General features: G+C 38.9%; 14 protein-coding genes. 4 read left to right on the top strand and 10 right to left on the bottom strand.

The window, feature by feature from the left end; all coding sequences use genetic code 11:
* The first annotated feature begins 3 nt into the window (after positions 1 to 3).
* Entirely contained in the window at positions 4 to 657 is a 654-nt protein-coding gene (rpiA, locus tag L656_RS0120440; protein ID WP_024600598.1) for a ribose-5-phosphate isomerase RpiA, read from the top strand.
* 9 nt (positions 658 to 666) lie between these two features.
* Positions 667 to 1,896 carry a phosphoglycerate dehydrogenase gene (gene serA, locus L656_RS0120435; protein ID WP_024600597.1) on the top strand — a complete coding sequence of 410 codons (1,230 nt, stop codon included), beginning with the start codon at positions 667 to 669 and terminating at the stop codon, positions 1,894 to 1,896.
* Between the two features lie 54 nt (positions 1,897 to 1,950).
* Here serA and panP read toward each other — a convergent pair whose 3' ends face one another.
* Entirely contained in the window at positions 1,951 to 3,576 is a 1,626-nt protein-coding gene (panP, locus tag L656_RS0120430) for a pyridoxal-dependent aspartate 1-decarboxylase PanP (RefSeq protein ID WP_024594075.1), read from the bottom strand.
* Positions 3,577 to 3,840: 264 nt separating this feature from the next.
* On the opposite strand from panP, the gene L656_RS0120425 reads away from it, so the two are divergent.
* Complete coding sequence (locus tag L656_RS0120425) at positions 3,841 to 5,721, top strand: bifunctional diguanylate cyclase/phosphodiesterase (protein WP_024600596.1); 1,881 nt, start codon at positions 3,841 to 3,843, stop codon at positions 5,719 to 5,721.
* A 6-nt stretch (positions 5,722 to 5,727) separates the two neighbouring features.
* Here L656_RS0120425 and trmB read toward each other — a convergent pair whose 3' ends face one another.
* From trmB to folB, 8 genes are all read right to left on the bottom strand, one after another.
* Positions 5,728 to 6,399 carry a tRNA (guanine(46)-N(7))-methyltransferase TrmB gene (gene trmB / locus L656_RS0120420; protein WP_024600595.1) on the bottom strand — a complete coding sequence of 224 codons (672 nt, stop codon included), beginning with the start codon at positions 6,397 to 6,399 and terminating at the stop codon, positions 5,728 to 5,730.
* Positions 6,399 to 7,166 (bottom strand): ABC transporter permease, encoded by a 768-nt coding sequence (locus L656_RS0120415; protein ID WP_024600594.1) that lies wholly within the window; start codon positions 7,164 to 7,166, stop codon positions 6,399 to 6,401. Before L656_RS0120415 ends, trmB begins: the two co-directional genes overlap by 1 nt.
* Entirely contained in the window at positions 7,167 to 8,096 is a 930-nt protein-coding gene (locus L656_RS0120410; RefSeq protein ID WP_024600593.1) for an ABC transporter ATP-binding protein, read from the bottom strand.
* Positions 8,096 to 8,716 (bottom strand): flavin prenyltransferase UbiX, encoded by a 621-nt coding sequence (locus L656_RS0120405; RefSeq protein ID WP_024600592.1) that lies wholly within the window; start codon positions 8,714 to 8,716, stop codon positions 8,096 to 8,098. Before L656_RS0120405 ends, L656_RS0120410 begins: the two co-directional genes overlap by 1 nt.
* A gap of 1 nt (position 8,717) precedes the next feature.
* A complete protein-coding gene (gene mpl, locus L656_RS0120400; protein ID WP_024600591.1) occupies positions 8,718 to 10,073 on the bottom strand; it encodes a UDP-N-acetylmuramate:L-alanyl-gamma-D-glutamyl-meso-diaminopimelate ligase in 1,356 nt (451 codons plus the stop codon).
* A 177-nt stretch (positions 10,074 to 10,250) separates the two neighbouring features.
* Positions 10,251 to 11,051 (bottom strand): undecaprenyl-diphosphate phosphatase, encoded by an 801-nt coding sequence (locus L656_RS0120395; RefSeq protein WP_024600590.1) that lies wholly within the window; start codon positions 11,049 to 11,051, stop codon positions 10,251 to 10,253.
* Complete coding sequence (gene folK / locus L656_RS0120390) at positions 11,048 to 11,536, bottom strand: 2-amino-4-hydroxy-6-hydroxymethyldihydropteridine diphosphokinase (RefSeq protein WP_007584740.1); 489 nt, start codon at positions 11,534 to 11,536, stop codon at positions 11,048 to 11,050. Before folK ends, L656_RS0120395 begins: the two co-directional genes overlap by 4 nt.
* Positions 11,537 to 11,896, bottom strand: a complete 360-nt coding sequence (gene folB / locus L656_RS0120385; RefSeq protein ID WP_007584738.1) for a dihydroneopterin aldolase — start codon at positions 11,894 to 11,896, stop codon at positions 11,537 to 11,539.
* Between the two features lie 230 nt (positions 11,897 to 12,126).
* On the opposite strand from folB, the gene plsY reads away from it, so the two are divergent.
* Positions 12,127 to 12,738: a glycerol-3-phosphate 1-O-acyltransferase PlsY gene (plsY, locus tag L656_RS0120380; protein WP_024600589.1), complete on the top strand. Its 612-nt coding sequence runs from the start codon at positions 12,127 to 12,129 to the stop codon at positions 12,736 to 12,738.
* Between the two features lie 11 nt (positions 12,739 to 12,749).
* Here the strand turns inward: plsY and L656_RS0120375 are convergent.
* Positions 12,750 to 13,277: Kae1-like domain-containing protein (locus L656_RS0120375; RefSeq protein ID WP_024600588.1), on the bottom strand; the 528-nt coding region annotated here is incomplete at its 5' end.

Here is a 13,277-nt window from a genome sequence, read left to right as displayed (position 1 = left end):
GCAATGACACAAGACGAATTAAAAAAAGCAGCTGCTTGGGCAGCACTCGAGTTTGTAAAAGAAAACACCATTGTAGGTGTGGGTACAGGCTCTACTGTTAATCACTTTATTGATGCCCTTGGCTCAGTAAAGGACACTATTGTAGGCGCTGTATCAAGCTCAGAAGCCTCAACCGCGCGCCTACAAGCGTTGGGTATTGAAGTATTTGAGCTTAATAACGTTGCTGCTTTAGATGTATACGTTGACGGCGCTGACGAAATAAACGCTCAAAACGAAATGATTAAAGGCGGCGGCGCAGCGCTAACACGTGAAAAAATAGTAGCGGCAGTTGCAAAACAGTTTGTGTGTATTGTTGATGACACAAAACTGGTAGATACATTGGGCGACTTCCCGCTTCCGGTAGAAGTTATTCCAATGGCACGCAGCTACGTTGCACGAGAATTATTAAAACTTGGTGGTGACCCTGTTTATCGCCAAGGCGTAGTTACCGATAACGGTAACGTGATATTAGATGTATTTAACTTAAAAATTACCAATGCTAAACAACTTGAAGCACAAATAAATTCAATTGTTGGCGTAGTTACCAACGGCCTATTTGCGATGCGAGGTGCTGATAAAGTGATTATCGGTACCAAAAATGGGCCACAAATTAAATAGGATGAGGTTATGAGTAAGGTATCGTTAGCAAAAGACAAAATTAAAATTCTCTTGCTTGAAGGTGTTCACCAAAGCGCTGTTGAAACGCTAAAACGTAACGGTTACAGCAATATCGACTACGTTAAAACATCCTTACCTGAGGACGAGCTTAAAGAGCGCATTAAAGATGTTCACTTTGTAGGACTTCGTTCTCGTACTCATATTAACCAAGCCGTATTAGACTCAGCTGACAAACTAGTTGCTGTTGGGTGTTTTTGTATTGGTACAAACCAAGTTGATTTAGATGCAGCACGCGAACGCGGTATTGCTGTGTTCAACGCACCGTTTTCTAATACTCGCTCAGTTGCTGAACTTGTACTTGGTGAAATTCTACTTTTATTACGCGGTATTCCAGAGCGTAATGCAGCGGCTCATCGTGGTGGCTGGTTAAAAACAGCAAATGGTTCGTTTGAAGCACGTGGTAAAACTTTAGGTATTATTGGCTACGGTCACATTGGTACTCAGCTAGGTATTATGGCTGAAAATATCGGTATGAACGTTGAATATTACGATATCGAAGATAAGTTATCACTGGGTAATGCAACACAAGTTCATAACCTAACTCAGCTATTACAACGCTCTGATATTATTAGCTTACATGTACCAGAAACACCGCAAACTAAAAACCTTATTGGTAGCGCAGAACTTGCTGTTATGAAGCAGGGGTCTATTTTGATCAATGCCTCACGCGGAACTGTGGTTGATATTGATGCTCTTGCAGAAGCGCTTACAGAGAAAAAACTAAGTGGTGCAGCAATCGATGTGTTTCCTACTGAGCCAAAATCTAACGATGAAGAATTTGTATCGCCACTGCGCCAATTCGACAATGTTATTTTAACGCCGCACATTGGTGGTTCTACACAAGAAGCACAAGAAAACATTGGTATTGAAGTAGCGGGTAAACTGGCTAAATACTCAGATAATGGCTCAACTATTACTGCGGTTAACTTCCCTGAAGTATCGCTGCCTGAGCTTGCTAATCGTAGCCGTTTATTACACGTACACCACAACCGCCCTGGTGTACTAACGCAAATTAACCAAGCGTTTGCACAGCACGGTATTAATATTGCTGCGCAATACCTACAAACAGACGCATCTATTGGTTATGTAGTTATTGATGTAGATACAGATCAATCTGAGGTAGCACTTAAAGAACTAAGCGCTGTTGAGGGTACAATTAGAGCACGTATTTTACATTAATAAATACTTTTGATATTAAAAAAGGGTCCATATGGACCCTTTTTTGTATTTAGATTACATATATTTTCTTAAATATTTTTTGAATACCGGATCTGTTGCAGCCAACTCTTTTTGCTCAGCTAATATCTCTTTTAAAATAGCACCTGAGGTAAGCGGGTTTGCAAGTACCACTCTAAATACAACTGTAGGTTGATTATCGTATTTAGAAGGCGTTAAACGAGTACGTGATACAAATGAGCGACCAGACTCTCGCTGACGTTTTTGCATACTGGCAGTAAATCGATTCAATGAAGCAAAAATATCTAACCGAGTTGCAGCATCTGCATCGGCTATTGCTTGTTTAATTTGCTTAGGTACATAACGATACGTTAATAAGCACAATTCAGGTTCTGAAATAAGCTCAAAGTCTTCATCAGCTTTAATTAAATCAGCAAAGTAATGTGCTTTTTTGATGCTTCGATCAATCAGCATTTCGTAACCTTTACGACCAATAACACGTAAGCAAGCATGTACTAACATTGCCATACCAGGTCGGCTGCCTTCAAGCGTGTGGCTACCTAAGTCTTTTGAACCTTTACGTAATATGTACTCAGCGTGATGCTCTATTGCATCTGTGGCAGCGGGATCTTTAAATAAAACTAAGCCCGCTCCCATTGGTACATACATTTGTTTATGTGCATCGATGGTAATTGAATCTGCTCGCTCAATCCCTTTTAGTAAAGGGCGATGCGTGTTCGATAAAAGGGTCGCTCCTCCCCATGCAGCATCTACATGAAAATGGCAGTTAATGTCTTGTGCTAAGTCAGCCATTTCATCAAGTGGGTCAATATTACCGGTTTCGGTTGTACCCGCTACCCCAATAATCGCCATTACTTTAATGCCTTGCGATTCAAGCTCACGTGCTTTTTCGCGCATAGCTCCTACATCAACTTTATTATTTTCGCAGGTTTTAATACCAATTAAGTTATCGCGACCAATACCGAGTAAATCAACTGATTTACCTAATGAGTAATGTCCGCGTTCTGATATTAATACTGCTAAACCTTTATAGCCGTAATGCAGCATACCGGCAATTAGGCCTTGTGCGCCAATACCTCTAAAATCACCATCGGGTTTTAATAAGCGGTTTCGCGCAATCCAAAGCGCAGTAATATTTGCAACCGTTCCACCTGAGCAAAATGCACCTAATGAGGTTTTAGCACTGTGCATCCATTTAGAATAAAACGAATCTTCTTGCCCATAAGCTAAATGATGCATCATTCCAAGCACTTGACGCTCAAGAGGCGTAAACGCTTTAGACGTTTCTATTTTTACTAGATTTTGATTTAGCCCTACCATCAATTTTGATAGCGGTAATAAAAAATGCGGCAAGGCAGAGGTCATATGACCAATAAAGCTAGGCGCAGCTGTATGCACAGAATGCGCAACAAGTTGCTCCATTATATCTTGAGCATAAGCAGATACAAACGTTGGATCCTCTGGGATTACTGCCGACTGAAAATCTTTTTCGATTTCATGTAATGGTTTTTCAATTGCCGCTATATTTTCGTTTAAGAAACCTGCTAAATTACTCGAAATTTCAAGCTCGATTTTGCTTAAAGTTGAGTCTGGCGCTTCAGGTACAGTAAATATACGCTTAAGGCTTTCTTTAGAGGCGACGGCACAACGCTTTTGATCCATCTCAATACCTAGTGTGTGTAGCTAAAACACGCGCTTACCCATCAAAAACTCCTAATTATTAGGACATTTAGAGCAATCGTGTTTCTTTAAAAATTGCGCTAACTTTACTGCAATATAACTAAAATGTCTCGTTTAAACCTGTAAAAGCAATCAAAGCGATGACAAAAAAATGATAATTTAATTAAAATTTGACTAAACCTAATTATTTATTGGGCATTTACTTATTTTGGGTATAATAAATTTGATAACAAAAAAGGGACACATATGCCAGAAGGAAGAGTCAAAGTTAGTTGGATAGTGGCAGGCTTTAGCTTATTTTTAATAAGCTTGCTTACCTATGTTTACTACACTTACCAAACCACGCGTGCTGAAATAATGCAGTCGGTTGATAATCGCTTACTTAATGCCGCCACCAGCGTTAAACATATTCTAGGTGAAAATTACTTAAGTGCGGTTAATCAAGGCGACAACATAAGTTTTTCTTACTATCAAAATAAGAGTAAACAGCTCTCTGAGTTTGCTCAAGCACTTGATATTGCTTATGTGTATTCAATGATTTTAAAAGACGGAAAGGTTCTTTTTAGCTCATCAAGCTACACGCAAGACGATCAGAATAATGGCAAAGTAACTCAATTTTTAGATCTCTACCCTGAAGCTACCGATGCAAATATAAGTGCTTTTTACTCAACCGAGCCTGTATTTGAAATATCGAGCGATCAGTGGGGCCACTTTAAAACTATTTTTATTCCTTACGTTGACCCTATTAACGGCAATACCTATTTAACGGGTGCCGATATAACTATTTACAATTTAAACGAGAAACTTAAAGAAAGTGTATCGAAAGCTGCTGCAATGGCGAGCTTCTTCTTTTTTATCGCGATACTTGTTGCCGCCATATATATTTATTTACTAAAGCGCTCTTTAGCAACTGACTCAAGTACTGGTTTTTCTAATCATATTGCTCTTGAGTACTTTATTAAAAAAAGTAATGCTCATCACATGCAGTTAGCCGTTATTTGGGTTAATGAAATAGAAGATATAAACAGTTTCTACGGCACTGAAGTGGGTGATAAAGTAATGAAAAACTTACTCATTCACTTTAAACTCAGAAGCTCTGCGCATTGCCATATATACAGACTAGCAACCAACAAAATAGTATTACTCGCGCCTAAAGAAATGAGTAATGACGAATTTACCGATCTCGTAAAAACATATAACTTTAATACCCCAGTGTTAACTGACCCTTTTATTTATATAACTCTATGTGCAGGTATTGCCAGTGGCAATAAATCGCTACTACTTGAAAACGCTCATATAGCGGCGCTGCAAGCCAAACAAGGCAGGCATAGCGTAGTTAACTACTCAAAAGCGCTACACGATGTAAAAACGCAATATCAATACAATGTTGAAATGGCTAAAGAGGTGCGTGAAGCGTTTGATAACAACCGTATAGTGCCTTACTTTCAACCCATTATTGATACTAATACCAATAAAGTTGTTCAATACGAATGTTTAGCTCGAATGGTAACAGCCCAAGGTGAAGTATTAAAACCTGATGCATTTTTAAATGTTGTTACTCGCTCAAGAATGGACGGAATACTTACCCGTACTATATTTTCACAATGTGTTAGTCGCTTTAGAAAAACAGATATTTGCTGGAGTTTAAATATAACTGCACAAGATATGCTCGACCCTAATTTAAGTGAGTTTATTGCAGACGAACTTAAGCGTTACCCGCATCCTGGTAATATCACACTAGAGCTTTTAGAAACCCAAGCTATTGCTAACTTTTCTGAAGTAAAAGCATTTATTGGAATGGTTAAAACGAAAGGCGTTAAGGTTATTATTGATGACTTTGGTAGTGGTTATTCAAATATATCAAACGTACTTAAGCTGGAAGTAGATGGTATTAAGCTCGATGGCGCACTAATAAAGCAAATAGTGAATGACAAAGATATCTACTTGTTTATTGAACATATAGCCAGTTTTGCTAATCAACTTGGTTTACAATTAATGGCAGAATCCGTAGAAAATGCAACCATAGTAACCGCACTTAAAAAGGCGAATGTGACACTAATGCAAGGCAACTACTTTGCCCACCCAGTGCCACATGTTAATACGGTTACAGAAGAATTAGCACTTTAACTTACTTTAGCAAGGTAAGTTTATAACGAGTCGGTGGCTTTGCTGGCCACTGGCCCAGTATTTACGCTCAAAAGGCGTAATTGCATCGTCTGATTCATAAAGTGTCACATCGCAAGGGTTGCCTGTTAATTCAAGCGCCCGAGCAAACTCCTTAACGTAAATATCCCAATTGCTGCGCACTTCTAATTTTCCACCTAACTTAACGATAAATGGAAAAATAGCTGCGCCATGCCAGCGCCTACGAATATGCTTAGATTTAGGCCACGGGTTTGGATACAACAAATAATGGTGCGTAGGTTGCCAATTAGCAGCAACCGCTAAACGCCAAAAGTCATTTAAGTCTGCTTGCACTAAGATGTACTGACCACTGTCGGTTTGCTTATATTCAACATCGTGCTTATCTAAGCGGTGCGACGATTTATCAATACCGATTACAAGTGCATCAGGGTGGCGCTTAGCTAAGTTAGCTGAACTTTCACCCACGCCACAGCACGAGTCTAAAATAAGCGGACCACTAAAGGCTTGTACTTTGGCATTAACCTCATCAAATGCGGCTTGGGTATGCGCTGCAATTGGCTTTTTAAATTCAGCATCTAAGTGCTTATTTACTATTTCATCAAGCTTTTCGTGAATACCCGCTTGATTAGATACAATACTACGTGAATTTGCATCACTCATTAGTGTCTTAGCCCCACACCTTTTTTGATCAATGTAAGCGCTAATGTAAATAACGCTGTTATAAATATTAAAATAACCCCAAGAGCCACGCTCAAATCAACATCCGACACACCTAAAAAGCCATAACGAAATGCGTTAACCATATAAATTATAGGGTTGATTTGTGATACATTCTGCCAAAACTCAGGCAGCAACGTAATTGAATAAAATACACCGCCTAAGTAAGTTAATGGCGTTAGTATAAAGGTGGGGATAATGCTTATATCGTCAAAACTATTTGCGTAAATTGCATTAATTAAACCACCTAAAGCAAACACGGCTGAGGTTAAAATAACCGTCGCCATAATTACAAAAATATTATGAATTTGAATATCAACAAATAATAACGACACACAGGTCACTATAAAGCCCACCATAATGCCGCGCGTCATACCGCCCCCCATATAACCTAGAACAATGATGTAGTTAGGTACAGGTGCAACTAAAAGCTCTTCAATGCTTTTTTGAAACTTTGTTGAGTAAAAACTAGAGGCTACATTGGAATAAGAGTTAGTAATAACCGACATCATTATAAGGCCAGGTACAATAAACTCCATATAACTAAAGCCGCCCATATCACCAATGCGTGAACCAATTAAGTTACCAAAAATAACAAAATATAAGCTCATCGTAATTGCTGGCGGTACTAAAGTTTGCACCCAAATACGTAAAAAACGGATACACTCTTTAATCCATAAACTCTTTAAGGCTACACCATATTTAAACATTTATTCGCCCCGCCCTTGCTCTAGTAATCCTACAAATAACTCTTCTAATCTGTTTGCTTTATTTCGCATACTCAACACAGTATTACCTTGAGCTGTTAATGCACTAAATACAGCATTTAGCCCTTGAGATTTAGCGACTTCCACTTCAACAGTATGATCGTCCGTCATGGTAAATTTATAACCTTCAAGCGTGACAGGGCTTGCTGGCATTTTTAAATCTAAAATAAAGGTTTCTTTATCAAGCTTTGCAAGCAATGCTTTTATGGTGGTGTTTTCAACAATTCGGCCATTATCGATTATGGCGATGTTTTTACACAGTAACTCTGCTTCTTCAAGGTAATGTGTAGTTAAAATAATAGTAACGCCTTGCTCATTTATTTGGCGTAAAAAATCCCACATTGAACGGCGTAATTCTATATCTACACCCGCTGTTGGCTCATCAAGTATAAGCAACTTAGGTTCGTGCATAAGGGCACGCGCAATCATTAATCGGCGTTTCATACCGCCTGAAAGCGTACGTGCTTGTTTGTCTTTTTTCTCAAGTAAGCCAAGCTGTGCTAAGTATTTATCAGCACGTTTGTGGGCTTCGCCACGTGGCACACCATAATAACCGGCTTGGTTAACAAGTATTTGGCTAAGTGTTTCAAACTGACTAAAGTTAAACTCTTGCGGCACTAAGCCTAAATGCGCTTTTGCAGCTTCTAAATCAGTATCAATATTACAACCAAATACTTCTACCTTGCCTTTTGTTTTATTAACAAGTGACGAAATAACACCAATAGTGGTTGATTTACCTGCTCCGTTTGGACCAAGTAAAGCGAAAAAGTCGCCCTCTTTAACTTGTAAATCAACGCCTTTAATAGCCTCAACACCATTTTTGTAAACCTTGGTAAGGCCTTCTATATTTAAAGCAATATTTTGCTTATTCATTACTTACCCTCACCATAACCCCAACGTTTTGTTAGGTTATGTTCAATGTTTAAATGATCTAAAATTCTTGCCACCATAAAATCGACTAAGTCTTCAATACTTTGTGGCTTATGATAAAAACCAGGCGCTGCTGGCATTATGGTCACACCTAAACGAGATAACTTAAGCATATTTTCTAAATGAATTTCGTTAAATGGTGTTTCGCGCGGCACTAAAATTAACTGTCCGCGTTCTTTAATAACGACATCGGCGGCGCGCTCTAATAAGTTATCTGACGCCCCTACTGCAATTGCAGAAACCGACCCAGCACTGCATGGACATACCACCATTTTTTTAGGTGCAGCAGAGCCCGAAGCCACAGGGCTAAACCAGTTATCTTTACCGTATACTTTTAACTGCTCAGATTTAGCATTAAACAGCGTACTTAACTGCTCAGTGGCTTTATCTTCGTTACCAGAGAGCTTAATATTTGATTCTGTATCAAGCACCACTCGTGCTGCACTTGAGATTAGTACGTAAACTTGAAATTGCTGCTCAAGCAATACTTCAAGTAACCTTAAACCATAAGGTGCACCTGATGCACCGCTAAAAGCGAGCGTAATTCTATCTTTAAATTGCACACTATTCTCCGCTGTATTTATCAGCTAAACCATCAACAAGGTGTTGATGAAGGCCATTAAAACCACCATTGCTCATAATTAAAATATGTTGATTAGGCTCAATATTTTCAAGCACCGTATCAATAATTGTTTGTGTGCTGCTAAAGCACTGCATACCCGCTTTATCTGCTTGCTCTTTTAGCGACCAATTTAGATTCTCTGGTTCAAAAAGTAGTACGTCGTCAGCATCACGCAGTGAATCTAATAATGTATATTGATGCACACCCATTTTCATGGTGTTTGAGCGCGGCTCTAAAATAGCGATAATTTTTTCATCGCCTACTTTTGCGCGCAGTCCTGCAAGCGTAGTTTTAATTGCTGTTGGGTGATGCGCAAAATCGTCATACACCTTAATATTATTTATATCAGCCTTTAGCTCCATACGCCTTTTAGGGCTAATAAACTCACCTAAGGCATCAATACTATGATCAACAGCTATACCCACATGGCGCGCTGCTGCGATAGTCATAATTGCATTTTTAACGTTATGCTCGCCTATTGCTTGCCAGCAAACAGTGCCCTGCTTTTCGTTATTTAAAAGCACATTAAACTCACTACCGTCGGCTTTTATTAATTCATAGCTCCAATCATCGCCTAACGTTTCGCTTTCGCTCCAAAGCCCTTGTGCTATTACATCGTTAAGCGCTACGTCTTGCTTAGGCCAAATTACCTTGCCGCTTTGAGGTAATGTACGCATTAAGTGATGAAATTGTTTTTTTATTGCGTTTAAATCTTCAAAAATATCAGCGTGATCGAATTCAAGATTGTTTAAAATAAGCGTACGCGGAAGGTAGTGTACAAACTTACTGCGCTTATCAAAAAAAGCAGTGTCGTATTCATCGGCTTCAATAACAAAAAATGGCGTTTCGCCGACTTTGGCCGATACACCAAAATTTTGGACTATGCCGCCAATTAAAAACCCTGGTTTTAAACCTGCGTACTCTAACACCCACGCAAGCATACTTGCTGTGGTTGTTTTACCATGCGTACCGGCGACAGCAAGTACCCACGAGTTTTGTAATAAATTATGTTTAAGCCATTCAGGGCCAGAGGTGTAAGGCAGACCTTTATCAAGCACATATTCAACACACGGGTTACCACGACTCATTGCATTACCGATAACTACCATATCTGGCTTTGGCTCTAATTGAGATACATCGTAGCCTTGAGTCAGTTCAATGCCAAGCTCTTCAAGTTGCGTACTCATTGGTGGGTAAACGTTTTGATCAGAACCCGTTACTTTATGACCTAATGATTTAGCAATGGCTGCAATGCCACCCATAAACGTGCCACAAATGCCCAAAATATGTATATGCATATACTTTCCTTAAATCGTATGCTCACTTTAGCGCTATGCAAAGTTTAATGGCGCTATAATGCCAAAATTCGTGCTTAGTTACCATTGCGAGTAAGCATTTCACTCGTGCCAAAATGTCCACTTGATAATAAAAAAGCCTTCTTAGTTAGAAGGCTTTTTTATCTAGTCAATTATTTTCTACATCATTAAAAATACAATCAAACCGACACCGAGTAATAAACGATATATCACAAATGGCAACATACCCATTCGCTCTATTACTTTTAAAAACATAAATATACATGCATAAGCCGATAAGAACGATAGCACCACACCCAGTAATAATGTATTCCAATCAACTACATGGTCACCCAGTGCAAGCTCTGCAATATAATAAAGCCCCATCATAGAAATAATCGGAATCGCTAGTAAAAACGAAAAACGCGCTGCGCTTTGTTTATTCATACCCAACATTAAACCAGCGGTCATCGTGATACCTGATCGAGAAGTACCCGGGATCATTGCAACAGCTTGTGCAAAACCAATAATAAGTGCTGTTTTCCAATTAAGCTGATAAATAGTTTTAATTTGCTTACCTTTTGCATCCGCGTACCAAAGCAATAAACCAAATACAATAGTGGTAGTAGCAATTACCCAAGCGCTTCGTAGGTACAACTCTATAAAATCTTTTAAAAGTAAACCTAAAATAGCGGCAGGCACTGTACCTAATATAATCCACCAGCCTAATTTACTGTCATCGGTAGTGCCTTGCTTACCAAAAGATTTAAACCATGCGCTTAGTATATCTACTACTTCTTTACGAAAATAAATAACGACGGCTATTAAAGTACCAACATGTACTGCTACGTCAAACGCAAGCCCTTGATCTTTCCAGCCTAAAATTTGCGATGGGAGAATTAAATGCGCAGAGCTCGATATTGGTAAAAACTCAGTAAATCCCTGTATGAGGGCTAAAATAATTATTTCGATAATACTCATAGGTTAGAAAACTCCACCTTCCATAGCTTTTGTTGAGGGTTATTATATTCATTCCATAACTGCGCAATCGTTTGCTTAGCTACAGGATGATAAAAATCTGGGGCAACCTCACTCAGAGGTTGTAATACAAATGCATTTTTAGTTATTTCATCACGTGGTAATTGCGCTGGGGAATCGCAAGTTACATCATCATAAAACAGTAAATCTAAATCGAGCGTTCGTGGACTGAATTTTTTATCGTTTGCCGTACGCCCATTATCACGTTCTATTTGTTTTAATAAAGCGCATACATCAGCAAGCGACATATCAGTTGTAGCGCCAACTACTGAATTATAAAAATTATTGCCAGCAAACCCAACTGCTTCACTTTCAAAAACAGACGAGTGCACAATGTGCTCAAAGTGCTGTTTAAGTGCAATTAATGCACATTGTATATAATGCGCTTTATTTATATTTGACCCTAGGCTGATATAAATTTGGGCCATTTAGTCAGTTGCCTTAACACGTGTAATTTCAACACCCACAGTTTGTGCTTGTGCTACTGCTGCAGGTTTACTTACTCTTATAGTAACTTGTGGCGTATTAAACTCGCTTAAAATAATCTCAGCCAACTGCTCAACCAAAGTTTCTAGCAACTCAACAGGTTTTGCAGTGCAGTGCTTAATAACGCGTTCGCTTACTTTTGAGTAATCCAGTGCTAAATTAATATCGTCATTTTCGGCTGCAGGCTTAATATCACTAAGCATTTCAATATCAAAATAAAGGCTCTGTTTACTTTCTTTTTCAAAGTCGTACACTCCAATAATAGTGTCGACGTGCAATTGAGATATAAAAACCTTATCCATTGATACTCCAAATAACAACAAACGACTAAGCAACGATACAAAGCATCAATAAAATTAATACTGTATATGGTTTAGCCAGTGTTTAAATATGTGAAAATAACTTCTACAATAGCAAAACAACCAAACTAGCTATTAAATAGCCTGTTAATAATTTTCACGATAAATTTTGCTGCCAATAATAGCTTAAAAGTACTATCAATTGGTATAGCAATTAAAAAATAAGGAAGCGTGTGTTAGCCACTTTAATGTTTGTTTTAGCTTATTTACTTGGGTCGATTTCGTCGGCTATTTTAGTGTCGCGGTTGTTCAAACTCCCTGACCCTCGTAATAGCGGTTCTAACAACCCTGGGGCTACAAATGTTTATAGATTAGGCGGAGCATTTCCGGCTTGCTTGGTTTTAGTGTTTGATATTTTAAAAGGCACTATTCCAGTATGGGGAGCTTATTTTTTAGAAGTTGAACCTTTAGAGCTTGGTTTAGTCGCTGTAGCAGCTTGCTTAGGCCATATGTACCCACTGTTTTTTAGCTTCAAAGGCGGTAAAGCCGTAGCAACGGCATTTGGCTCATTATTACCTATTGGCTTATCATTGGCTGGTTTACTTGTTTGCACATGGCTGGTTATAGTGGCAATAACACGCTATTCATCACTTGCGGCGCTTGTAGCTGTATCTTTAGCACCTTTATATACATGGCTAATAAAACCACTTTATACTCTTCCGGTTACTTTTATTACGCTGTTAATTATATTTCGTCATCGTACTAATATTATTAGATTATTTAGTGGGGAAGAACCAAAAGTGGGCGCTAAAAAAGCGCCCACTGATGAAAACAAAAATCTTTAAAATTTGAGCAGTTAAATCGGCTCAAGGCTATCTATTGGCCAACGCGGTTTTGTTTTCATATCAAGACTTGCAAACTGACCTGCTTTTAAACGTTGCATTCCGGCATAAGCAATCATTGCACCGTTATCGGTACAAAATTCAGTACGCGGATAAAAAACTTCGCCTTTCATACCTTTCATTACGCGTTCAAGCTGCAGTCGAAGCTGTGTATTTGCACTTACGCCACCGGCGATTACTAAACGCTTAATACCTGTTTGTTTAAGCGCTCGCTTGCACTTAATAACCAGCGTATCAATAACCGCTGTTTGAAATGCATGCGCTATATCAGCTTTAGTTTGATCGTCGTCGTCATTTTCACGAATAGTGATGGATGCTGCAGTTTTTAAACCACTAAAACTAAAATCAAGACCTGGTTTGTCGGTCATCGGGCGAGGAAAAATAAAACGCTTCGCAACGCCTTGTTCGGCCATTTTAGCTAATCGCGGACCTCCTGGGTAGTCAAGACCAAGTAACTTAGCCGTTTTATCAAAGGCTTCGCC

Source organism: Pseudoalteromonas sp. TAE56 (assembly GCF_000497955.1).
In the GTDB taxonomy this organism is placed as follows: domain Bacteria; phylum Pseudomonadota; class Gammaproteobacteria; order Enterobacterales; family Alteromonadaceae; genus Pseudoalteromonas.
This window is presented reverse-complemented; position numbering and strand designations above follow the sequence as displayed.